We start from the raw sequence: 21,888 nt of genomic DNA, 5'->3' as shown, positions 1-21,888 counted from the left end.
CGGGTTGCTCGCCACCGTGCTGCCGACCCTTCTCAGCGGTTGTCGGTGCGCGGCTGCTGCTGCTCCAGCGGCGGCGCGACCTGCGGCGGGGCCACCTGCGGGGCGACCTGCGGCTGGGCGGGCGGCAGCGGAGCGGGCTGCTGCTGGTAGGCCTGCTGCTGGTACTGCTGCGGCTGCTGGTACTGCTGCTGGGGCGCCTGCTGCGGCTGGGCCTCCTCGGCCTGGCCGTCCTTGTTCATGGCCTTGGTCTCGGCCTTGAAGATGCGCATCGACTGCCCGATGGAACGCGCCATCGTCGGCAGCTTGGCAGCACCGAAGAGCAGCACCACCACGAGCGCGATGATGATGATCTCGAAGCCTCCGAGATTGGGCACGGTGTCCTCCTCGTCTCCCCGGCTCAGATGGTACGCGGAGCGGGTGAGTCGTCGATGTTGTTCGTCTTGCGCTCAGCGATGGCCACCCGCAGCGCGGCGGACCGGGCGCGGAGCAGACCGGCACGGTCGTCGAAGTGACGGTTGACCGCCGCCTGGGCCGCGCCGAAGCGGCTCAGCGAACGCAGGACCTTCACCACGACGAACAGCAGCACCGCCAGTCCGGCAACGACCAGCAGCAGGCTCAGCAGGTACGGCACCGGCACACCGTAACCGCCGGGACGACCCTCCGGTACACCGGACCTACCCGGTTGGCCCAACGTTCGTCCCAGGTTGTCCGGACTACCGGAATCTTTTCCGCGATCTTGCCGTGATCGTCACCCGACGGCTTCACACCCGGCTCACACGCGGGCCTCGGCCGCCTTCGCCCTGCGCAGCGCGAGGGCGGCCCGCTCGGCGACCAGACCGGCCAGCGACGCGGGCTCCTCCACCCGCACCCGGCCGCCCTGACCGAGCAGCAGCCGCACCATCCACGACTCGTCGCCGTAGCGCATGACGATCCGCATTCGCCCGTCCGGCAGATCCGCGGCCTCCTCAACGGGGTAGTACTCGGCGATCCAGCGCGCGTCCGCGTCGAGCAGCAGCACGGCAGCGCCCTGGTCCTCCCTGGCCCGGAACACCCCGTCGGACAGGTCGGTCGGCTCGGCGTGCGGCGGTGGCGCCGCGCGCTCGTCGAGCACGGTCACCTCGTCGATGCGGTCCAGCCGGAACAGCCGGACCCCCTCGGCCCGCCGGCACCACGCCTCCAGGTAGCTGCGGCCGTCCACAAGCACCAGCCGCATCGGGTCGACCACGCGCTCGCTGATCTCGTCGCGCGAGACGGTGTAGTACCGGATGCGCACGGCGACCCCGCGGTGCAACGCGGCCTGGATCGGCTCGCGCACCTCGGCCGTCGTCTGGTTCTCCCGCCCGGCGAGGCCGACAGCGACCCCGGCGGGCTTGGCGTTGCCGACCGCCGCCTCCACCTTGGCCAGCGCGCGCTGCACCGCGTCGGTGTCCGCGACGCCGGGCGTCTCCCCGACCGCGCGCAGCGCCACCAGCAGCGCGGTGGCCTCCTCCGCGGTCAGCCGCAACGGGCGCCGCATGCCCGCGTCGAAGGCGACGGTGATGGTCTCGCCCTCGAAGGAGATGTCGATCAGGTCGCCCGGCCCGTACCCCGGCAGCCCGCACATCCACAGCAGCTCCAGGTCGCGCCGCAGCTGCTTCTCCGTGATGCCGAAGTCCTCGGCCGCGTCGGCGACCGGGATGCCCGGCCGGGCCAGCAGGTAGGGCACCAGGGCCAACAGCCTCGGCAGCCGGTTCTGCGCGGAGTCCACGGTCATCTCGCCTCCACGGAGAGAAGCATGTCGGCGATAGTCATCTCGCCTCCATGGAGAAAAGCACGTCGGCGGTAGTCATCTCGCCCCCTCAGCGAAGCCCGACATCAGCATCCTGACGTGCGCGCGCAGCGAGTCCGGCTCCAGCACCACCACGTCCGGCCCGTACCCGGCGATCCAGCTGGCCGCCGAGTCCGGGTAGATCAGGTCGATCTCCACGACCTCGCCCGGCTCGCCGTCCAGCTCCAGCGTCTCGATCGGCTTGGCCCGCCTGCGCAGCCCCTGCGCGCGCCCCGCCGCCACCCACAGCCGCGCCGTCGCCGAGGCGGGCGGCTGGTCGTTCTGCCCGGCCACCATGCCCAGCAGGTCCACGTCGGCGGGTCTGCGCACCACACCGTCCTTGCCCGACGCGCGCACCGTGCCGACGATCCGCGAGAGCCGGAAACACCGCGGCGCGTCCCGCACGCGGTCATGGCCGACCAGGTACCACCGGCCGCGCCAGGAGACCACGCCCCAGGGCTCCACCGTGCGGCGCGCCGGCCGCGGCGAGGACTGCTTGCGGTAGTCGAACTCCACCACCCGGCCCCGGTTGACCGCGGCGAGCAGCGGCGCGAACGCGGGCTCGGACGTGCGGACCCTGGGCTCGACCACCGCCGGTGCGTCCGGGTCGACGTCGACCCCGGCCGCGCGCAGCTTCAGCAGCGCACCGTGCGCGGCGCCGGTGAGGTGCGGGGAGTCCCACAACCGGACCGCGAGCGCCACGGCGGCGGCCTCGTCCGGCTCCAGGTCGATCTCCCCGAGCTCGTAGTCGCGGCGGGCGATCCGGTATCCGTCCACGGAGTCGAAGACCGAGTTGCGGCCGGTCTCCAGCGGGATGCCCAGATCGCGCAGCTCCGCCTTGTCCCGCTCGAACATGCGGAAGAACGCGTCGTCGCTCGGCGCGTCGGTGTAGCCGGGGACGATCCCCCTGATTCGTTCTGCGGTGAGGTACTGGCGGGTGGCCAGCAGGCACAGCACCAGGTTCACCAGACGTTCGGCACGTACGGTCGGCACCCCGCGAACCTTAGTCCCTCATCACAGTGCGTGTGTCGAACACCTGTGCTAACGAGTTCCGGTCCAGGTCCGCCCGCCGTCACCGACGCGGCCGAGGTCGCGCAGGGTGGCCATCTCGGCGCCTAGCGAGCCCCACGGCCCCTCATTCGGCCCGATCCCCCGGACGAGCGCGTCCGCGTCCACCCCGCCGCCCACGCGCAGTACCCCTACTCGCGGCCGCACCACTCCCCACCCAGGTGATCCTGCCACCCCCAAACGCCCCACCCCCCGACCAGGTGACCCCTCCCCCGAGCCCAATACCCGCCATTCGCGGGCTTATGGACCTCTCGGGAGTCCCGAACACGTCCATAAGCCCGCGAATGGCCGGAAGGCCGCCGGTTAGAGGGAGGCGATGAGGCGTTCCACGCGCTCGTCCACCGCGCGGAACGGGTCCTTGCACAGGACCGTGCGCTGGGCCTGGTCGTTGAGCTTGAGGTGGACCCAGTCGACGGTGAAGTCGCGGCCCGCCTCCTGCGCGGCGGCGATGAAGTCACCGCGCAGCTTGGCCCGCGTGGTCTGCGGCGGGGTGTCCTTGGCCGCCTCGATCTCGCTGTCGTCGGTCACCCGCAGCACCTGGTCCTTGCGCTGCAGCAGGTCGAAGATGCCGCGCCCCCGACGGATGTCGTGGTAGGCGAGGTCCAGCTGCGCGACACGGGGGCTGGACAGCTCCATGTCGTGCTTGGTCCGGTAGCGCTCGATCAGCCGGTGCTTGATCGCCCAGTCGATCTCGCGGTCGATCAGCGTCAGGTCCTGGCGCTCCACGGCGTCCAGCGTGCGGCCCCACAGCTCGATGACGCGGTCGGCGACCGGGTCGGGCTGCCGCTGCGCCACGTGCTCGACGGCCTTGCTGTAGTACTCCCGCTGGATGTCCAGCGCGGACGCCTCGCGCCCGCCCGCGAGGCGCACGAGTCTGGTGCCGGTGAGGTCGTGGCTGATCTCGCGGATGGCCCGTATCGGGTTGTCCAGCGTGAAGTCCTTGAACTGCACCCCGGCCTCGATCATCTCCAGCACGAGGTTGGCGCTGCCGACCTTCAGCAGCGTGGTCACCTCGGACATGTTCGAGTCGCCGACGATCACGTGCAGCCGCCGGTAGCGCTCGGCGTCGGCGTGCGGCTCGTCGCGGGTGTTGATGATCGGGCGCGACCGGGTGGTGGCGCTGGAGACGCCCTCCCAGATGTGCTCGGCGCGCTGCGACAGGCAGTACACCGCGCCGCGCGGGGTCTGCAGCACCTTGCCCGCGCCACAGATCAGCTGGCGTGTCACCAGGAACGGCAGCAACACGTCCGCGATGCGGGAGAACTCCCCCGCGCGGGCCACGAGGTAGTTCTCGTGGCAGCCGTAGGAGTTGCCCGCGGAGTCGGTGTTGTTCTTGAAAAGGAAGATGTCCCCGCCGATGCCCTCGTCGGCCAGTCGCCGCTCGGCGTCGATGAGCAGATCCTCCAGGATCCGCTCCCCCGCCTTGTCGTGGGTGACCAGCTGCGCAAGGTCGTCGCACTCGGCCGTGGCGTACTCCGGATGCGAGCCCACATCCAGGTAGAGCCGCGAGCCGTTGCGCAGGAACACGTTGGACGACCTGCCCCAGGACACCACACGACGGAAGAGGTAGCGCGCCACCTCATCCGGCGAGAGCCTGCGCTGCCCGTGAAAGGTGCAGGTCACCCCGAACTCAGTCTCGATGCCGAAGATCCGCCGCTGCATATGTCCACACTAGGGGGTATTCGGGCGATCACCTGTGCGCCGATCGGGGAGAGAAGATCCGCGTGTCCCAAACGTCATCACCACGGCATACAACCGGGGCCCATATGCGCGCAGCCGTGATATTGCATAGCGTCGTACCGTGATCGAGAAGCTGCACGCCGCCACGGAATCAGTCATCGAACTCGACCAGGCGCTGGTGCGGCGCAGCGCTGGGCTGCCGAGGAGCAGGGCCGACCGGGCACTGAAGAACCTCTCGCGCGCCGCGAACCACGGAGTGCTGTGGTTCGCCGTGGCGGGCCTGCTGGCCGCGCGCAAGGGACCGACGCGCCGCGCCGCCGCGCGCGGGGTCGCGGCCATCGCGGGCACCAGCCCGACGGTCAACCTGGTGATGAAGCTGCTGCTGCCGCGCCGACGCCCCGCCGCCGAGCTGATGCCGCCGCGCAGGCGGCTGTCCAACCCGCCGACGTCGTCGTCGTTCCCCTCCGGTCACGCCGCCTCCGCCGCGGCGTTCACCACAGCCGTCGCCATGGAGTCGCCGCTGGCCGGGGCGGCGATCGCGCCGCTGGCCGCCGCCGTCGCCTACTCGCGGGTGCACACCGGCGTGCACTGGGGCAGCGACGTGGTGGCGGGCGCGGCCGTGGGCACCGGCATCGCGCTGGCCACCCGCCGCTGGTGGCCGGTGCACCCGGACGAGCCCGCCGAGGTCCGCCCGGACGTGGAGGCCGCGGCGCTGGACGAGGGCCAGGGCCTGCTGGTCCTGGTCAACCCGCACTCGGGCATCGACGGCGAGGACCCCTCCGAGCAGGTCCGCAGCGTCTGGCCGAACGCCCGCGTCGTCAACCCCAAGGACGGCGTCGACCTGATCGAGCAGATCGACAAGGAGATCTCCGACTCGACCTACGAGATCAAGGCGCTGGGGGTCGCGGGCGGCGACGGCTCGGTGGCCGCGATGGCCTCGGTCGCCGCGCGCAAGAAGCTGCCGCTGGCGGTCATCCCCGCGGGCACGCTCAACCACTTCGCCCGCGACATCGGCGTCGAGGGCATCCTGGACGTCGACGACGCGGTGCGCGAGGGCCACGCGGTGGGCGTCGACCTGGCGACGGTGCGGGTGGACGGCCAGCCCAAGCGCTGGTTCATCAACACCGCCAGCCTCGGTGGCTACCCGGACATGGTGCGGCTGCGGGAGAAGTGGCAGGGCCGCTGGGGCAAGTGGCCGGCGGCGGCCGTGGCGTTGATCCGGGTGCTGCGGCAGGCGCAGCCGCTGGAGGTGCGGATCAACGGCAAGCGGCACCACGTGTGGCTGCTCTTCGTCGGCAACGGCCCGTACCGGCCGCGCGGGTTCGCGCCGACCCGCAGACCGCGGCTGGACGACGGCCTGCTGGACATCCGCTACATCCGCGCCGACATCAAGTGGTCGCGCATCCGGTTCGTCGCCTCCGCGCTGGCCGGGGCGCTGCACCGCAGCCGGACCTACGTGCAGCAGGAGCGGCCGAACCTGCTCGTGGAGGTGCTCGGGCCCCCCGTCGCCATCGCCACCGACGGCGAGGTCGGGCCGGAGGGCAACCGGTTCCGCTTCGTCGCGCACGAGGCCGCCCTGCACGCCTACCGCGAGGAGCACGGCCGCAACAACCTGACGTGAGCCGACGAGAGCAAGCTCACTCATGATCACCTGAACGGCGGTGCGGCGGCCGGTGACCACCGGTAGACCCGCCCGCGCCGCCGCACCGCCCGTTCAGTGGATTGCAGTCCCGAGTTCACGTGTTCGCAGGGTGATGTTCGGCGGCGACGAGGGAATTGCCATCACGCGCACGGGCAATACCGCGGCCGGGATGCCCGCTCTACGTTGAGCGGGTGGCGATGAATCCCGGAGTTGTTTCCCGTTGTTCCGATCCGATTGTCCGCCCTTACACGGAGCGCTGCGCCGACCTCCTCAGCACCGGCGAGCACGCACTGCTGGGAATCAGCTCGTTCAACAGCTACTACACCGACGAGCGCGTCGAGCAGCTGCTGAGTTGGGCCTACTGCGAGTTCGGCAAGGTCAACGTCCTGCTGCCGGGCGCCGAGGCGAGCTGGATCCCCAGCATGCGCGGCGCCAACCCCGGCCGGGCCAGGAAAAGGGCCAGGCAGGAGGTGGCCAGAGTGCGCAGGCGGGTGCTGCGCACCCTGGAGGACCTCGGCGTCGACGACCCCGACAGCGTGTCGTTCACCTGGACCGAGATGGCCGACAACGACCACTACGACCGGATTCTCGAGGAGAGCTGGACCAGCTACCAGGCGAACGAGGAATTCCGGGAAGCCTGCGAGGCGATCTCCACCCGTGTTCTCCAGACGAATTTCGGCACGACCAACCCGGACCCGTGGACCAGGGAGTCGCTGATCGGCTACCTGCTCGCCGAGCTGCCGTTCCTCGTGGACACCCCGCGCATTCTCGGCGTGGAGAACTCCGTTTTCTGCTACCACCGGGACAGCCCGATGGTGGAGCTGCTCTCCCGGAGCAGCTTCTCGCCGCGGATCAGCCCGAACCAGGGGCACATCGTGGTCTCGATCGAGACCGAGCCGGTCGTACCCGCGCCGCGCGCCTCGGTCGAGTCGGCTCAGGAGGGGCTCGCGGTGCGATGACCGTGGCGCCGGCCACCCCACCGCAGCCCGCGTGGCCGCAGGTGGACTACCCCTTCGTCCGTGATCCGCTCGGTGGGCCGCCGCCGATCTTCGACGAGCTGCGCAGGCACTGGCCGGTGTGCCCGATGCGGATGCCCGACGGCGAGCGGGTGTGGCTGGTCACCCGCTACGCCGACGTGGCCACCGTGCTCGCCGACCCACGCTTCTCCCGCGCCCTGACCTGCGCCGACAACGCGAAGATGCTGCGGGTCGGGGTGTTCGGGGACCCGGCGAACATGTTCAACATGGACCCGCCGGACCACACCAGGCTGCGCCGCATCCTGGCGCCGATCTTCGCCCCGGGGGCCGTTCGCAGCCTCCGGCCGTTCGTGACCAGGGCCGCGGGCGCGCTGGTCGAGCACCTGGCGACGCTGACGCCGCCGGTGGACCTGATGACGCAGCTGGCGATCCCGTTGCCCACCGCGATCAACTGCGACCTGTTCGGCATCGCCGAGCGGGACTGGGCCGAGGCGGCGATGCTCGCCTCCGGCTTCAACGCCACCTCCACCTCCGGCACCGACCTGCGGCGGCAGTACCGCAGGCTGCGGGCGCTGCTGGAGCGGCTGGTGGCCGAGCAACGCGCCCAGCCCGGCGTCGGCGTGCTGTCGATGATGATCGCCGCGCGGGACGAGGAGGACCGGCTCAGCGACGACGAGCTGCTCGCGACGGCCGCGGTGCTGCTGGTCGGCGGGACCGAGACGGTGTCCTCGGTGGTCGGCCTCGGGGTGCAGGCGCTGCTGGGCCATCCCGAGCAGCTCGCGGCGTGCGTTGACGACCCCAGGCTGTGGGCGACGGCGGTCGAGGAGACCATGCGCTACCGCCCCGGCTTCGACCTCAGCGCGATCCGGATCGCCCGCGAACCCGTCGAGCTGTCGGGCACGGTGGTACCTCGGGGAGCCTCGGTGTGCGCGCCGGTGCTGGCCGCCGCCTACGACCCGGCGGTGTTCCCCGACCCGCACCGCTTCGACATCCACCGCGACAACGCGTCCCCCATCCACTTCGGGCACGGGCCGCACTACTGCATCGGCGCGGCGTTGTCGCGGTTGGAGCTGGAGGTGACCTTCTCCCTGCTCTTCGAGCGGTTGCCGGGACTGCGGCTGGCCACCCGGCCGGAGGAGATCCCCTGCCAGCGGGGCTCGGCCCACATGCGACCGACCCGGCTGATGGTCACGTGGTGACCGCCAACCGGGCCGGGTACGCGGAATGCCGGAGCTGACTAGCTCTTCGTGTCCTCGCCGTCCTTGCCGCCGTCCTTCGCCTCGGGCTCGGCGGCGGGCTCCTCCTCGGCGGGCGTGGGAAGCAGGGCCTCCAGCGCCGCGCCGGTGATCCGGCGGAACGCGCGCTGCGGCCGGGTGCGGTCCAGCACCGCGACCTCCAGCTTGCCGCCGGACCCGCCCTTGGCAGGAGCGGCAGCGGCAGCGGCGGCGGCCTGCTTGGCGGCCGCCGAGGAGCTCGCCGTGCCCGCGTTCAGCGCGGCGGCCGCGACCTGGAGCGCGTCGGCCAGCTCCATGTTCTCGCGGTAGGACTCCTTGAGGGCGTTGCTGATCGCGTCGGCCTGGCCGCCCATCACCACGAAGCCCGGCTCGTCGAAGATCGAACCGTCGTAGGTCAGGCGGTAGAGCTGGTCCTCCTCCGCCGAGGCGCCGACCTCGGCGATGCAGATCTCCACCTCGAAGGGCTTGAGCTGCTCGGTGAAGATCGAGCCGAGGCTCTGCGCGAAGACGTTGGCCAGCGCGCGGGCGTTGACGTCGCGCGGGTGGTAGGAGTACCCGCGCACGTCGACCCAGCGGATGCCCGCGGTGCGCAGGTTCTCGAACTCGCTGTAGCGGCCGACCGCGGCGAAGCCGATCCGGTCATAGATCTCGGAGACCTTGTGCAGCGTGGTCGACATGTTCTCCGCGACGAAGAGCACCCCGCCGGCGTAGGAGAGCACGACGACACTGCGACCGCGGGCGATGCCCTTGCGGGCCAGCTCCGAGCGGTCCCGCATCACCTGCTCGGCTGAGGCGTACAACGGCATGGTCATGGCGAGCTCCAGGCGTTTAAGAGAGGGCAGGGGCCGGGTTTGACGGTCGGCGGCTCAGCCGCCCGGGCGATCGTGGCGCCCGCGCACCACGGCCTCGGCGACCTCGGCGACCTCGGCCTCGGAGAGCCGGACCGACCCCTCCGCGTCGACGGTGGCCACGACCGGGTAGATCCGCCTGGTCAGGTCGGGCCCGCCGGTGGCCGAGTCGTCGTCGGCGGCGTCGTAGAGCGCCTCGACCGCGTTGCGCACGGCCGTGGCCTTGTCCGCGGTCACCTCGTGCCGCTTCTTCAGCGCCGACTTGGCGAACACCGAGCCGGAGCCCACCGCGTGGTAGCCCGCGTACTCGTCGTAGCGCCCGCCGGTGACGTCGTAGGAGACGATGCGCCCGGCCTTGGTCGAGTCGGACTCGTCAACGTCGTAGCCGACGAACAGCGGCAGCACCGCGAGGCCCGCCATGGCCGCGTCAAGGTTTGCGCGCAGCATGGTGGCCAGCTTGTTGGCCTTGCCGTCCAGCGACAGCGGGACACCTTCGAGCTTCTCGTAGTGCCGCAGCTCGACGGTGAACAGGCGCACCATCTCGATCGCCAGACCGGCGGCCCCCGCGATGCCCACCGCCGAGTACTCGTCGGTCAGGAAGACCTTCTCGATGTCGCGCTGGGCGATGACGTTGCCCATGGTCGCCCTGCGGTCACCCGCGATGAGCACGCCGCCGTCGTAGGTCAGCGCGACGATCGTGGTGCCGTGCGGGGCGTGCGCCTCGCTCCCGTGACTCCCGTGGAGCGCGCCGCCGGGGGCGAACCTGCGCCCCGGCAGCAGGTCGGGCGCAGCGGCCTGCAGGAACTCGCTGAACGACGACACGCCTGGGGTGAAGAAGGCGGACGGCAGGGCTGCGCCCGGGTAGGACCGGGCCGAGGGGTTGTCCATCGGCTGTGTCTCCATGGGTTTGTCGGCTGGGACGGGGAGCGAGGTGCCCTCGCGGCGGCTACTCGCCGCCCTTCTGCACGTACGCCCGGACGAAGTCCTCCGCGTTCTCCTCGAGGACGTCGTCGATCTCGTCCAGGATCGCGTCGACGTCCTCGCCGACCTTCTCCCGGCGTTCCTGGCCGGCCGCGGCCGCGCCGCCCGGCTCCTCGTCGCCGTCGCCGCCGCCCTGACGCTGCTTCTGCTCTTGTGCCATCTCGCCCTCCGGTTCGATAGGCCTGTGTCCAAACAGTACCGATCGGGACCGACACTCGTCCCAGTCCCGCGTTGCTCCGTCTGATCGATCTTGTTACGGATCAGCGACGGGTCAGGGTCGCCACCAGCTGTTCGGCGGTTTCGGAGTCGTTGAGCAGCTGTTCCACGTGCGCCTTCGTGCCGCGCAGCGGTTCCAGCGTCGGGATCCGCACCAGGGACTCCCGGCCCAGGTCGAAGATCACCGAGTCCCAGGACGCCGCGGCCACCTCGGCGGGGTAGCGAGCCAGGCAGCGGCCGCGGAAGTAGGCCCTGGTGTCCTCCGGCGGCTCCGCGATCGCCTCGCGGACCTCCTCCTCGGTGACCAGCCGCTTCATCGAGCCGCGCGCCACCAAGCGGTTGTACAGGCCCTTGTCCAGCCGCACGTCGGAGTACTGCAGGTCCACCAGCTGCAGCCGGGGCGAGGCCCAGGTCAGGCCGTCGCGGGCGCGGTAGCCCTCCAGCAGCCGCAGCTTGGCAGGCCAGTCCAGCCGGTCGGCGCACTCCATCGGGTCACGGGCCAGCGCGTCGAGCACCTCGCCCCAGACCCGGAGCACCTCCAGGGAGGCCTTGTCGCCGCCGCGCCGGTTGTAGAACTCCGTGGCGCGCTCGTGGTAGGCGTACTGGATGTCCAGGCCGGTGTACTTGCGACCTCCTGCGAGGTCGACCTTGACCTTGAGCGAGGGGTCGCGGCTGATCACGTGCACCGAGCGCACCGGGTCGGACAGCCGCAGGTCGTCGAAGCGCATCCCGGACTCGATCATGTCGAGCACCAGCGCGGTCGTGCCGACCTTGAGGTAGGTGGAGTACTCCGCGAGGTTGGCGTCGCCGATGATCACGTGCAGCCTGCGGTACTTGTCCGCGTCGGCGTGCGGCTCGTCCCGGGTGTTGATGATGCCGCGCTTGAGCGTGGTCTCCAGTCCGACCTCGACCTCGATGTAGTCGGAGCGCTGGGACAGCTGGTAGCCGGCGTCCTCGCTGGAGGCGCCGACGCCGACCCGGCCGGAGCCGACGACGACCTGCCGGGAGACGAAGAACGGGGTCAGGCCCGCGATCACCGCGGTGAACGGGGTGGAGCGCGACATCAGGTAGTTCTCGTGGGTGCCGTAGCTGGCGCCCTTGCCGTCGATGTTGTTCTTGTAGAGCTGGATCTTGGGCTGGCCCGGCACGCTCGCCGAGCGCAGCGCGGCCTCCTCCATGATCCGCTCACCCGCCTTGTCCCAGATCACCACGTCCCTGGCGTTGGTCAGCTCGGGCGTGGAGTACTCCGGGTGCGCGTGGTCGACGTAGAGCCGCGCGCCGTTGGTGAGGATGACGTTGGCCGCCCCGAGGTCCTCCACGTCGGGGTCGGTCGGCGGCAGTCCCGGCGCGCCGAGGTCGAACCCGCGCGCGTCCCGCAACGGTGACTCCACCTCGTAGTCCCAGCGCGCGCGTCGCGCCCTGGGGATCTCGGCCGCCGCCGCGTAGGCGAGCACGACCTGAGTCGAAGTGAGCACCGGGTTGGCCGCAGGGTCGCCCGGCACGGAGATGCCGTACTCCACCTCGGTTCCCATGATCCGCCGCATGTGTTGCACCTTACGGCCTCTGTGTGACGATCAGGGGGTGGCGGTGATCGACGAGTTGGTTGCGATCTTCGACCCGCGCGGTAACCGGGTCGGCGGCGAGCGCCGGTCGGTGATGCGCGCCAAGGGCCTCTGGCACGGCTCAACGGCGGTCCTGGTGCGCTCGGGCGACGGCCGCCGGGTGTACGTGCACAAGCGCAGCGACGGCAAGGACTTCGCGCCGGGGATGTACGACTGCTGGGCGGGCGGGGTGCTCGGTGCCGACGAGGACCCGGCCTCCTGCGCGGAGCGGGAGCTGGCCGAGGAGCTGGGCGTTTCCGGGGTGGAGGTGGTGCCGCTGTTCACCGCGACCTACCTCCGGCCGCCGGTGCGCGCGCACATGTTCGCCTTCGAGACCCGGTGGGACGGTCCCGTGGTGTGGCAGCCGGAGGAGGTCGTCTCCGGGGGCTGGATGGAGCTGGCGGAGCTGCGGTCCCGGCTGGCCGACCCGGACTGGCCGTTCGTGCCCGACGGGCGCCAGCTGATCGAGGAGTGGTTCCGCCGCAACCCGCTCCCGAGCTCCGTCTGATCGGCCCATCGCGACGGTCGCTAGTGGACCGTGCGTCCTCAGCCCGCCGCCCTCTTTTCGCGTTATGGACCCTTAGCGCGAAAAGAGAGCGCTCCATCGCGCAACAAGGTGACAAAACGCGAACCCTGACCGCGCGCGGCCTCAGAGCAGCGCGGCAGGCCCTAGCCCGCGGCCAGCACCGCCGCCAGGGTCAGCACACCGGGGATGACCTGCACGAAGAGGATGCGCTTGGTGGCCGTGGCCGCGCCGTAGATCCCCGCGACGATCACGCAGACGGTGAAGAAGACCTTGAACTGGAAGCCGACGTCACCGCCGACGACCAGCCCCCAGGCCAGCCCGGCCGCCAGGAACCCGTTGTAGAGGCCCTGGTTGGCCGCGAGCGGGGCGGAGGCCGCCGCGAACTCGGGGTCGGTGCCGAAGGCGGCCATGGCCTTGGGCGTCTGCCACAGGAACATCTCCAGGACCAGGATGTAGACGTGCAGGACGGCGACCGCGCCCACGAGGATGTTCGCCAGGAGCTGCATCGGCGCAGCCTCCGTTTCGTGCTCGGAATGATTCGCTACGGTATCGTAGCGTTAGCCGCTGGGGCACGCACAGCGAACCAAAGGCGCCCCTGACCTGCCAGAGGTGTAATCCGATCAGTCATCGCGCTCCAGTAGCGTCTGTGCGCGTGAATGACCTCGTCGCCGGCCGTTTCGCGCTCGTCGACCGGATCGGCGCCGGTGGCGCGGCGACCGTGTGGCGCGCCTACGACCACCGCACCGGCAAGTACTGCGCGGCGAAGCTGGCCAACGGTCACAGCGCGGACGTGCTGGTCCGCGTGGTGCGCGAACAGGGAGTCAGGCTCACCCATCCGCATGTGCTGAGCCCCTACACCTGGGCGGCCGAGGACGACGGGGTCCTGGTAGCGAGCGAGCTGGTGCGCGGCGGGACGCTGCTCGCGCTCGTCCGCGACCACGGCGCGCTCCCCTGGCGCTACGCCGCCGAGATCCTGCTCCAACTGCTCGGCGCGCTGGACCACGTGCACTCCGCCGGTCTGCTGCACCGCGACGTGAAGCCCTCCAACGTCCTGATGGAGGCGACGGGCTCCGGAGCGCCACACGCGCGCCTGGCGGACTTCGGCATCGCCTACCCGGCCGACGGCCCTCGGCTCACCGAGGTGGGGTTCGTCGTCGGCACTCCCGGCTACCTCGCGCCGGAGATCCTGGCGGGCCACCCGCCGCAGCCGAGCCAGGACCTGTTCGCGCTCGGCGTGCTGGCGTGGCAGTTGCTCGCCGGACAGGAGCGGCCGGAGCAGCGGACCGCGAACTCCCGCCCACCCGGTGTGCCGGATCCGGTGTGGGCGGTGGTGAGCCGATTGCTCGACACCGACCCGACCCACCGGCGCGACGCCAAGGACGTGCACGCGCAGTTGGCGCACGCGCTCACGGGCGTGCCACTGCAGCTGCCCGCCCTCAGCGCCATCACCGGCGAGCCGGTCGAGGTCTACGACGTCCTTGGCCCGCTGCCGTCCGGTTGGAGCGATCCGGCCCCCGTGACGCCGTCGCCGCTTCCAGTGACCAAAGTGGACACAACGCCGCCGAGGTCACGGCGTGGAGTTGTCCTCGCAGCGCTCGCCGTGGTCGCCGCCGGAGCCGCGACCACGGCAATTCTCTTGCTGGACAACGAAAAGCCGAGCCAACCGAACACGCCAGGAACAACTGCGACGACGAGCGCCTCCCAGAAGGCTCCACCACGAGCCGACATCCAGGTGGACGGCCGCTGCGACTGGCAGGACGTGGCGAACCAGGAGGTCTCCGCGAACGGAGTCCTGGTCCGCTGCGTCCAGCAGCCCGGCGGCGACTACCGGTGGAAACCCGTCGGCTGACGCCTGCGCCGCAGGAAGAACCCGCCGAGCACCAGCACGAGCACCACGGCGCCCGCGACCACGATCCACACCGTCACCGGAACTCCCTTGCTGGAGGCGCTGTCCACGGCGACCGAGGTGCTGGTCGGAGCGGTTTCCGGGGCGGGCTTGGTGCCCTCGCCGAACACCCCGCCTTCCTTGGCCTCCGGCGAGGCGAACCCGTAGTCGGGTCCTGGCTCCGGCTCACCAGCGACCGTAAGGTCCAGGTGCACCGGAACGGCGTTGCGCGGCTTGTCGGTGTCGGCCAGCGCACGACCGAGCTTGACGGAGATGTAGTACCACCCGGCGATGTTCGCCATGCGGTCCTTGCTGTCGTTCGCAGTGCGGTTGTTGTAGCGGACCGGCTTCGTCGCGAATGCCTTGTTGCCCGTGGGCAGCGAGCTGGCGCTACCGGTGTACGCGGTCCGGTCGCTTTCGATCGGGCTGCGGAACGGCGTGTAGAGCGTCGTCTCGATGTTCACGATGTTCGCGGTGGTCCTGTCCGGCGTTTCGTCGTAACGAACCCGGTAGGCAAGCCCCTGTCCCCAGTTCAGCTTCACGCGGTAGAAAACGAACTCCCCCTGCTGCAACGTGTCCGTGTAGTGGCCACTGCCGTCGAGGGCGCCCGCGACGGTGAACGAGCCGCCACCGGGAACGGGCCGAGCGGGACCGGCGGGGTTGACGAACGACACGCGCTCCGCGGCGACCACGGCGCCTGTGCCGCCGACGACACCCGGCTCCACACCGACGAGCAGTTCGAGCGGCAGGCGCTCAGGCTGGTCGGTGGAAGCGGGGCCCCACTCCACCTCGAAGACGTAACGGCCAGCTCCGGTGCACACGCCACGCGACTTCTTCGCACCCTCCCACGTGATCGACGCCGAGACGGTCTCGCCGTCCTTCGACATCGTCGCCATCTCGCTCTCGGTCTTGTGGCAGTCCGTACCCTCATCGTCGAACACGCGCAGCCGCAGACCGTTGATGTCCTGACGGTCCGCGGTAGTACCGCGCGGGTAGGACATGGTCGCGCTGAAGTACGCCGTCGCGTCCTTCGGCACATCCACGGCGTAGTGCCGCTTCTCGTCTCTGCCAAGGGTGTCGAGGTACTGGCCGGGTCGCAGGTCCGGCGCGCTGCGCACGTCGGCCGTTCCGGTCACCGGCTGTCCCGCGTGCTGGTAGTTGCGCAGCGCGCTGGCGGTAACGCGCGGCAGCACCCGCTCCAAGGACTTCGGATCGGGCGCGTCGGTGTAGGTGCCGCCAGTGGCCTGTGCGATGCAGGTGAGCTGCTTGCGCGCCGCAGCGTCGACGCCGAAGCCGATGGTGTGCGCGATGAGGTCCAGCCCCTGCTGGCGCAGTTCCTTCGCGACCTCACATGGGTCAGGCGGTGAGCACGTGTCGATGCCATCGGAAACCAGCACGATCGAGCGCGGCCCCGACTTCGGCAACGCGTCCGCAGCAGTGCGCAGCGCGGTTCCGATCGGGGTGTAGCCGCGCGGCGCAATACCGTCCACCGCCGCTGTGAGCGCGGCCTTGTCGATCCGTTCCGCCTTGCGCAGCACCGTGACGTCCTTGCACCCCGCCGCCTTCTCCGCGTCCGAGGAACCGGTCGAGGTGCCGTAGACGGTCAGTCCCATCCGCGCCTCGGCCGGAGCGGCGGCCACCACGGTGCGAACCGCGTTCTTCGCGGCCTCCATCCGAGACCCGCCCGCGTCCACCTTGGTCATCGACCCCGACGCGTCCAGGACGAGCATGGTCGGCGCGTACTCCCGCGCCTGCTGGTCCGCCTGTGCTGGGATCGCGGCGGGCCCCAGGCCGAGCAGCCCGGCCAGCACCGCCGACACCACCGCGGTCGTTCTTGCCATCGTCCCCACATCCACTCTCGGTCGCCGGTCGAATGTTACGCTTGCGAACGGCCGTGACCAGCTTGTACGCAGGTCCATGTCGCAGACGAACAGATCTTCGGACGCGACTGCAAACAGATCGGTTCCACATGAGAACGACTCGGCGAGGGGGACGATGAGCACCGGCGAGGATGTCGTCGCACGCAACCAGCAGTTGCAGACCGAGTGGTACGGCGAGCAGCTCGGCGCCAAGGTGCGCAGGCTGCTGCCAGGGCTCGGGCTGTCCCAGTCCGCCTTCGCCGACGTGATCGGCCTGTCCGCGCCGATGCTCTCGCAGCTGATGTCCGGCCAGCGCGCCAAGATCAGCAACCCGGCGGTGCTCGCCAGGCTGCTCGCGGTGGAGTCCCTGGTCGCCGACCCGGCCTTCGACCGGATGTCCCAGGGCGAGCTGCGGGACCGCCTCGCCGAGATCCGCGCGGACACCCCGCCGACCTCCTCGACCCTGCGGCTGAGCTCTGCCGCCCAGCCGGTGCCGCAGCCGCCCGCGGACCCGGTGCCCGCGATCCAGGCGCTGCTGCGGGCGCTGGCCTCCGCCGCGGAGATCGAGGCCGCCGCGGCGCGCCTGGAGGCGGACTCCCCGGGCCTGGCGACGTTCCTGCGCGTCTACGGCAACGGCCGCACCGACCACGCGCGCGAGCACTTCACGAACACGCTGTAGGCGAAGCAAAGGCGCCCACCATCCATAATGGACGGTGGGCGCCTTTCGTTCGGTCAGTCCGTCGCCAGCGCCTGCAAGGGGCTGGTGCGCGCGGACCTGCGCGCCGGCCCGACCGCCGCGACGAGGGTGAGCAGCAGCAGGCCGCCACCCACCACGGCCAGCTGGCCGTACGGGATGCTGATGACGTCGAACTCGCCGAGCGAGCTGACCCCGAGCGCGCCGTAGAGGCCGCCGAGCAGCAGGCCGAGCACTGCGGCGCAGGCGCCGAAGACCACCGCCTCCCACGCCAGCGTCGCCCGCATGCCCCCGCGGGTCAGGCCCAACGCGCGCAGCAGACCGTTCTCCTGGGTGCGCTCGACCACCGACAGCGACAGCGTGACCGCGACCCCGACCACCGCGACCAGCACGGTCATCCCGACCAGGCCGAGCGCGACCAGCGTCATCGTGGTGAGGATCTTCTCCATCTCCGCCTTCTGGTCGCCCGGCGACTCGATGGTCAGGGTGCTGTCACTGCCGAGCGCGGCCCGGACCGCCGACTTGAGCTTGTCCTTGTCCACTCCGGAGGCCGGGTCGACGAGCATGACCCTGGGCTTCGCGGTGGGCACCACCGTGGCGAAGTCCGAGGGGTGCAGCGCCGCCGAGCCGAGCGCGCCGTTGCCCCGGTAGATCGCGATCACCTTGGCCTGCACCGACTGACCGCCCGTGCCGGTGATCGGCAGGACGTCGCCGACCTTCGCGCCCAGGTCCTTGGCGCCGCTGCGGCTGATCGCGATCGTGCCGGGGACCAGGTTGCGCAGCGCCCCCTCGTCGGCCGTGGTGTTCGCGATCGGCGGGTAGGCGGCCACGTCCATGCCCGTCGCGTAGACGTCGACGCCCTTGACCTTGACGCTCCCCCGGGAGACCAGCGAGAACGAGCCGGTCTCGGGCAGCGCGCGGATCTTGTCGGCCGCGGCGGTCGCGATGCCGGTGCCGCCGCTGGCCTCGATCTGGACGGCGGCGGGGTACTGCGAGGCGATCCGCTCGGCGGAGCTGGCCGCGATCGAGCTCATGCCGACCAGCACCGCCGTGACCAGCACGACGCCGAGGGTGAGCACCGTGGTGGTGTTCGCCGTGCGCTTGGGCACCCGCAGCGCGTTGCCCACCGCGAGCCGGCCCGGGGTGCCGCCGACCAGCCGGACCAGACCGCCGAGCAGCTTGGCCAGCAACGGCATGATCACCGGTCCGGCCGCGATCAGCGCGAAGAACGCCATCAAACCGGAACAGGCGACGAGCGCGAGCGAGAAGAACGGGTTCTTGCTGACCGGGACGAACAGCAGGCCGACCGCCACGGCGGCGAACAGGACCGCGAACACCATGCGGCGCACGAAGCGCGCCTGACCGGCATCGGTGACCTTGGCGGCGCCGAGGGCCGCGATCGGCGGGACCCTGGTGCCGCCGATCGCCGGGGACAGTGCCGCGACCACGGTGACCACCATGGCGAGCAGCACGCACAACAGCAGGTCCGGCACGGAGACCTGGAGCGGCGGCAGCGGGTCCTCGGTGAACCGCCCGGCGATCGCCAGACCCGCGTAGCCGAGACCGACCGCGGCCAGCACGCCGACCACACCGGCCACGAGCCCGGACAGCGCCGCCTCGAACAGCAGCGACCGCAGCACCTGGGCTCTGGTCGCGCCGACACAGCGCATCAGGGCTGTGCGGCGACGACGCTGCGCAACCACGATCCGGAACGTCGACGCCACCACGAGCGCGGCGGCGACCAACGCGACACCGGTGAACACCGCCAGCACCGCGAAGAGCACGTCGACCACGCTGAGCTGGGCCTTGACCTCGGCGGCGCGCTGCTCGACACCGGTGCGCACGCGGAGCTGGTCACCGGCGGCCGACTTCACCGAGCTCAGCAGGGCGCTCTCCGAGACACCGGGGGCGGCGGCCACGTCGACCTGGGACCAGCTGTCGCGGCCGGAGAGCGCGACGACCGTCGCGGGCTGGGCCACCAGCACGGAGCCGTAGTCCGCCTTGCCCTTGACCACGGCGGTGACGGTGACGTCCTTCGAGCCCCGGGCGCCGTACTGCGACACCGACAGCTTGGCGCCGACGGCGATGCCGCTGGCCTTCGCGGTCCCGTCGGTGATCGCGACCTGGTCCGGCCCTGCGGGGGCCGAGCCAGCGACCACGGAGTAGCGCGAGAGCGGGCCCTTGCCGACATCGGAGGCGAGGCTCCAGTAGCCGGGCTCGGCGGTGCCACCCGCCTTGGCCACCACGATCGAGCTCCTCGTGACCGGCGCGACCTCGGCGACGCCGGGAACGGCGCGCACGGTGCTCACGACCTTGTCGTCGAGCGGCTTGTCGGAGCCGTAGACGACCACGGCCGCGTCCGCGGGCGTGATGCTGGCCTGCATCTCCAGGCCCTTGCGCAGGGTGTCGGCGAACATGAACGTGCCCGCGGTGAACAGGGTCGCCACGACGACCGCGAGTCCGGTCAGCAGCAGCCGCGTCGGCCGCTGCCGCGCCTCGGCGAGCACTGCCGAGGTGAGGGGGGAACGGGCCACGCCGTCACACCCCCAGGCGGCGCAGCGCGTCGAGCACGCTGTCCTGGGTCGGCCGGAAGATCTCGCCGGCCAGCCTGCCGTCGGCGAGCAGCACCACGCGGTCGGCGAAGGTGGCCGCCGCCGGGTCGTGGGTCACCATCACCACGGTCTGGCCGAACTCGTGCACCGAGCGGCGCAGCAGCGCCAGCAGCTCGTGGCCGCTGCGGGAGTCCAGGTTGCCGGTCGGCTCGTCGGCGAAGACCACCTCGGGCCGGGTGACCAGGGCGCGGGCCACCGCGACGCGCTGCTGCTGGCCGCCGGAGAGCTCCGAGGGCCGGTGCCCGAGCCGCTGGCCGAGGCCGAGCACGCCGATGAGCATGTCCAGCCACTGCCGGTCCGGCTGCCTGCCCGCCAGCTCCAGCGGCAGCAGGATGTTCTGCAGCGCGGTCAGCTGCGGGAGCAGGTTGAACGACTGGAAGACGAAGCCGACGCGGTCCCGGCGCAGCGTGGTCAGGTCGCGGTCGGAGAGCTTGGTGAGGTCGGTGTCCCCGAGCAGCACCGCTCCGCCGCTGGCCGCGTCGAGCCCGGCGAGGCAGTGCATCATCGTGGACTTGCCGGAGCCGGAGGGCCCCATGATCGCGGTGAACTTGCCCGCGTGGATGTCCAGGCTGACCCCGTCCAGCGCCCGCACCGCGGCCTCGCCGCTGCCGTAGACCTTGACGAGGTCGACCGTGCGCGCCGCCACGCGCAGACCGGTGCGACCGCCGACCGGCGGAGCTGAAGTCACTGGTGTCTCCTTGCGTTCGTAGCCATGCTCATTCGTCCACTTCGGACAAGCCCGAAAGGTGTCCCGGTGGGACGGCACCCGGTGCACAGTCTGCGCATCGTTGCTGAGCCCGTCCTCAGGTCCATCCCGGATACAGACCCGGAGTTCACTGTTTCAGCGCCCTCGGGGTCGGTTCTGAGACCGGCCTCACACCGCCGGTCCCGGCCTCCGTCCGCAACAGCACGGCTCCCGCGGAGATCACCAGAGCGAGCCCCGCGACGGCGGCCATCCCCACCCTGAGGTCGCTCGCCTCCGCGACCAGTCCAATGAGGACAGGGCCGAGCAGCAGCCCCGTGTAGCCGAGCGCGCCCACCTGCGCGATGGCGACACCGGCCAACCGTTGCGGCACAACCGTGCCAGCGAGCGAGAACGTCAACGGCACCGCGACGCACACCGCCGCGCCGACCAGGGCGAAGCCCAGCAACGCCGACCACGGCGAGCCGGAGGCGACGACGAGGACGAAGGCACCCGCCGTCCCCACCCCGGCGGCACCGAGGAGATGCCGCGCGCCGTACCGCGCGCTGGCCCGGTCACCGACCAGCCTGCCCGCGAGCATCGCCACCTCGAAGGCCGGATATCCCAGTGCCGCGAGCGAGTCCCCGGCCCCGAGCGCGTCCCGCAGGTACAGCCCGCTCCAGTCGGCGACGGAACCCTCGATCAGGAAGGCGATGAAGCACAGCGCCCCGACGAGGTAGACCGCGGCGGGCAGCCGCACCCGGCCGCGCACCGGTTCCCCCGCCCCGGTCCCGGTGGGATCGCAGAGGTAGTCCCGGCCGAGCAGCACGGCGACCGGGACGCTGAGCGCGCCGGCGAGCGCGAGCGTCGGCGTGAAGCCCAGCCCGGCGGCGGCCGCCGCGGCCCCGGCCAGACCACCGAGCACGGCGCCGGCGCTCCACCCCGCGTGCATGCCGTTCATCACCGGCCGCCCCATGGCGAGCTCCACAGTGGACGCCTGCGCGTTCATCGCGATGTCGGTGAGGCCGAAGGCCATCCCGAACAGCACGGCGAACGCGAGCAGCACCGGGTAGGAGTCGGCGACCGAGACCAGCAGCACGCCGAGCCCGACAGCGGGGGCCGCCAGCCGCAGCACGGTCCGGCTGCCCGACCTGGCCAGCACGGACCGGGTCAGCTGCATGCACGTCAGCGCGCCGATCCCCCACGCGAACACGGTGAACCCGACCGCGCTCTCGCCGAGGGAGAGCCGGTCGGCCAGCGCGGGAATGCGCACGGTCCAGACGCCGAAGACGAAACCCACGAGCGCGAACGTGGCCGCTGTGGACCGACGTGCGCGCGCTACTCCGGTGGTGGCCACCGGGATCACCCTTCCCAGGGGTGAACGCCGCTGACTGGGGACACGACGAGAAGGACACCACGGGGAACGGGAATTCGCGCTGTGAAACGCCACTGCGACGCGAAAGAGTCCAGTTCGGACACCAGGGTGCGATCGGCCGGAACCGAGTGGGCCACGTCCCACTCGCCAGTGCGGCGCTATCACCCCATCGATCGAGAAATACCGGCCGCCACTGTAAC

Annotated in this window: 21 protein-coding genes; 6 read left to right on the top strand and 15 right to left on the bottom strand. The window is 71.2% G+C overall.

Translation table 11 applies throughout. The features are described 5' to 3' along the window. Positions 1-32: 32 nt before the first annotated feature. From tatA to pafA, 6 genes are all read right to left on the bottom strand, one after another. Positions 33-374, bottom strand: coding sequence for a Sec-independent protein translocase subunit TatA (tatA, locus tag ACFFQA_RS05955; protein ID WP_377850625.1), 342 nt, complete (start codon positions 372-374; stop codon positions 33-35). Between the two features lie 23 nt (positions 375-397). Continuing rightward, positions 398-631: a bacteriophage holin gene (locus ACFFQA_RS05950; protein ID WP_377850624.1), complete on the bottom strand. Its 234-nt coding sequence runs from the start codon at positions 629-631 to the stop codon at positions 398-400. A gap of 141 nt (positions 632-772) precedes the next feature. Next, on the bottom strand, positions 773-1,753 hold the full coding sequence (locus ACFFQA_RS05945; RefSeq protein ID WP_377850622.1) for a helix-turn-helix transcriptional regulator: 981 nt from the start codon (positions 1,751-1,753) through the stop codon (positions 773-775). Between the two features lie 72 nt (positions 1,754-1,825). After that, complete coding sequence (locus ACFFQA_RS05940) at positions 1,826-2,800, bottom strand: helix-turn-helix transcriptional regulator (RefSeq protein ID WP_377850620.1); 975 nt, start codon at positions 2,798-2,800, stop codon at positions 1,826-1,828. A gap of 48 nt (positions 2,801-2,848) precedes the next feature. Beyond that, positions 2,849-3,022 (bottom strand): hypothetical protein, encoded by a 174-nt coding sequence (locus ACFFQA_RS05935; RefSeq protein ID WP_377850619.1) that lies wholly within the window; start codon positions 3,020-3,022, stop codon positions 2,849-2,851. Positions 3,023-3,178: 156 nt separating this feature from the next. Further along, positions 3,179-4,537 carry a Pup--protein ligase gene (gene pafA, locus ACFFQA_RS05930; protein ID WP_377850617.1) on the bottom strand — a complete coding sequence of 453 codons (1,359 nt, stop codon included), beginning with the start codon at positions 4,535-4,537 and terminating at the stop codon, positions 3,179-3,181. A gap of 139 nt (positions 4,538-4,676) precedes the next feature. Here pafA and ACFFQA_RS05925 point away from each other — a divergent pair, with 139 nt between their 5' ends. From ACFFQA_RS05925 to ACFFQA_RS05915, 3 genes are all read left to right on the top strand, one after another. Beyond that, positions 4,677-6,176, top strand: coding sequence for a bifunctional phosphatase PAP2/diacylglycerol kinase family protein (locus ACFFQA_RS05925; protein ID WP_377850615.1), 1,500 nt, complete (start codon positions 4,677-4,679; stop codon positions 6,174-6,176). Positions 6,177-6,394: 218 nt separating this feature from the next. Continuing rightward, a complete protein-coding gene (locus ACFFQA_RS05920) occupies positions 6,395-7,156 on the top strand; it encodes a tRNA-dependent cyclodipeptide synthase (protein WP_377850800.1) in 762 nt (253 codons plus the stop codon). Continuing rightward, positions 7,153-8,373, top strand: a complete 1,221-nt coding sequence (locus ACFFQA_RS05915; protein ID WP_377850612.1) for a cytochrome P450 — start codon at positions 7,153-7,155, stop codon at positions 8,371-8,373. Before ACFFQA_RS05920 ends, ACFFQA_RS05915 begins: the two co-directional genes overlap by 4 nt. A 38-nt stretch (positions 8,374-8,411) precedes the next feature. Here the strand turns inward: ACFFQA_RS05915 and prcA are convergent, their stop codons facing one another. The 4 genes from prcA to dop form a co-directional block, all read right to left on the bottom strand. Next, positions 8,412-9,221: a proteasome subunit alpha gene (prcA, locus tag ACFFQA_RS05910; RefSeq protein ID WP_377850610.1), complete on the bottom strand. Its 810-nt coding sequence runs from the start codon at positions 9,219-9,221 to the stop codon at positions 8,412-8,414. 54 nt (positions 9,222-9,275) lie between these two features. Then, positions 9,276-10,145 (bottom strand): proteasome subunit beta, encoded by an 870-nt coding sequence (prcB, locus tag ACFFQA_RS05905; RefSeq protein WP_377850608.1) that lies wholly within the window; start codon positions 10,143-10,145, stop codon positions 9,276-9,278. Positions 10,146-10,203: 58 nt separating this feature from the next. After that, positions 10,204-10,398: a ubiquitin-like protein Pup gene (locus ACFFQA_RS05900; RefSeq protein WP_377850606.1), complete on the bottom strand. Its 195-nt coding sequence runs from the start codon at positions 10,396-10,398 to the stop codon at positions 10,204-10,206. Between the two features lie 100 nt (positions 10,399-10,498). After that, positions 10,499-11,998 carry a depupylase/deamidase Dop gene (gene dop / locus ACFFQA_RS05895; protein ID WP_377850605.1) on the bottom strand — a complete coding sequence of 500 codons (1,500 nt, stop codon included), beginning with the start codon at positions 11,996-11,998 and terminating at the stop codon, positions 10,499-10,501. Between dop and ACFFQA_RS05890 the strand changes: the two genes are divergently transcribed. Continuing rightward, complete coding sequence (locus tag ACFFQA_RS05890) at positions 11,997-12,563, top strand: NUDIX hydrolase (RefSeq protein WP_377850604.1); 567 nt, start codon at positions 11,997-11,999, stop codon at positions 12,561-12,563. The genes dop and ACFFQA_RS05890 overlap by 2 nt on opposite strands. Positions 12,564-12,724: 161 nt before the next feature. Here ACFFQA_RS05890 and ACFFQA_RS05885 read toward each other — a convergent pair whose 3' ends face one another. Next, entirely contained in the window at positions 12,725-13,087 is a 363-nt protein-coding gene (locus ACFFQA_RS05885; RefSeq protein ID WP_377850603.1) for a DUF1304 domain-containing protein, read from the bottom strand. Positions 13,088-13,233: 146 nt separating this feature from the next. On the opposite strand from ACFFQA_RS05885, the gene ACFFQA_RS05880 reads away from it, so the two are divergent. After that, positions 13,234-14,430, top strand: coding sequence for a serine/threonine-protein kinase (locus tag ACFFQA_RS05880; RefSeq protein ID WP_377850602.1), 1,197 nt, complete (start codon positions 13,234-13,236; stop codon positions 14,428-14,430). Here ACFFQA_RS05880 and ACFFQA_RS05875 read toward each other — a convergent pair. Continuing rightward, positions 14,406-16,307: a vWA domain-containing protein gene (locus ACFFQA_RS05875; protein WP_377850601.1), complete on the bottom strand. Its 1,902-nt coding sequence runs from the start codon at positions 16,305-16,307 to the stop codon at positions 14,406-14,408. The two genes, ACFFQA_RS05880 and ACFFQA_RS05875, sit on opposite strands and share 25 nt — an antisense overlap. A gap of 154 nt (positions 16,308-16,461) precedes the next feature. On the opposite strand from ACFFQA_RS05875, the gene ACFFQA_RS05870 reads away from it, so the two are divergent. Next, positions 16,462-17,004: a helix-turn-helix domain-containing protein gene (locus ACFFQA_RS05870; protein ID WP_377850600.1), complete on the top strand. Its 543-nt coding sequence runs from the start codon at positions 16,462-16,464 to the stop codon at positions 17,002-17,004. 53 nt (positions 17,005-17,057) lie between these two features. On the opposite strand, the gene ACFFQA_RS05865 is transcribed toward ACFFQA_RS05870, so the two are convergent. The 3 genes from ACFFQA_RS05865 to ACFFQA_RS05855 all read right to left on the bottom strand — a co-directional run bounded on the left by ACFFQA_RS05865 (position 17,058) and on the right by ACFFQA_RS05855 (position 21,670). Further along, the gene (locus ACFFQA_RS05865) at positions 17,058-19,553 is read right to left on the bottom strand and encodes an FtsX-like permease family protein (protein ID WP_377850599.1); all 2,496 of its coding nucleotides are present in this window, start codon (positions 19,551-19,553) and stop codon (positions 17,058-17,060) included. A gap of 4 nt (positions 19,554-19,557) precedes the next feature. Continuing rightward, a complete protein-coding gene (locus tag ACFFQA_RS05860) occupies positions 19,558-20,319 on the bottom strand; it encodes an ABC transporter ATP-binding protein (RefSeq protein WP_377850598.1) in 762 nt (253 codons plus the stop codon). 145 nt (positions 20,320-20,464) lie between these two features. After that, complete coding sequence (locus ACFFQA_RS05855) at positions 20,465-21,670, bottom strand: MFS transporter (RefSeq protein ID WP_377850597.1); 1,206 nt, start codon at positions 21,668-21,670, stop codon at positions 20,465-20,467. Positions 21,671-21,888: the final 218 nt, after the last annotated feature.

This window comes from Allokutzneria oryzae, assembly GCF_042429765.1.
In the GTDB taxonomy this organism is placed as follows: domain Bacteria; phylum Actinomycetota; class Actinomycetes; order Mycobacteriales; family Pseudonocardiaceae; genus Allokutzneria; species Allokutzneria oryzae.
Note: the sequence above shows the minus strand (reverse complement) of the source record. Positions and strands in the feature narration are given on the sequence as shown.

Coding starts and splice junctions, on each gene's coding strand:
- ACFFQA_RS05945 (WP_377850622.1), bottom strand. CDS start 1,753: ATGACCGTGGACTCCGCGCAGAACCGGCTGCCGAGGCTGTTGGCCCTG.
- pafA (WP_377850617.1), bottom strand. CDS start 4,537: ATGCAGCGGCGGATCTTCGGCATCGAGACTGAGTTCGGGGTGACCTGC.
- ACFFQA_RS05920 (WP_377850800.1), top strand. CDS start 6,395: ATGAATCCCGGAGTTGTTTCCCGTTGTTCCGATCCGATTGTCCGCCCT.
- ACFFQA_RS05915 (WP_377850612.1), top strand. CDS start 7,153: ATGACCGTGGCGCCGGCCACCCCACCGCAGCCCGCGTGGCCGCAGGTG.
- prcA (WP_377850610.1), bottom strand. CDS start 9,221: ATGACCATGCCGTTGTACGCCTCAGCCGAGCAGGTGATGCGGGACCGC.
- prcB (WP_377850608.1), bottom strand. CDS start 10,145: ATGGACAACCCCTCGGCCCGGTCCTACCCGGGCGCAGCCCTGCCGTCC.
- ACFFQA_RS05900 (WP_377850606.1), bottom strand. CDS start 10,398: ATGGCACAAGAGCAGAAGCAGCGTCAGGGCGGCGGCGACGGCGACGAG.
- ACFFQA_RS05890 (WP_377850604.1), top strand. CDS start 11,997: ATGTGTTGCACCTTACGGCCTCTGTGTGACGATCAGGGGGTGGCGGTG.
- dop (WP_377850605.1), bottom strand. CDS start 11,998: ATGCGGCGGATCATGGGAACCGAGGTGGAGTACGGCATCTCCGTGCCG.
- ACFFQA_RS05885 (WP_377850603.1), bottom strand. CDS start 13,087: ATGCAGCTCCTGGCGAACATCCTCGTGGGCGCGGTCGCCGTCCTGCAC.
- ACFFQA_RS05875 (WP_377850601.1), bottom strand. CDS start 16,307: ATGGCAAGAACGACCGCGGTGGTGTCGGCGGTGCTGGCCGGGCTGCTC.
- ACFFQA_RS05870 (WP_377850600.1), top strand. CDS start 16,462: ATGAGCACCGGCGAGGATGTCGTCGCACGCAACCAGCAGTTGCAGACC.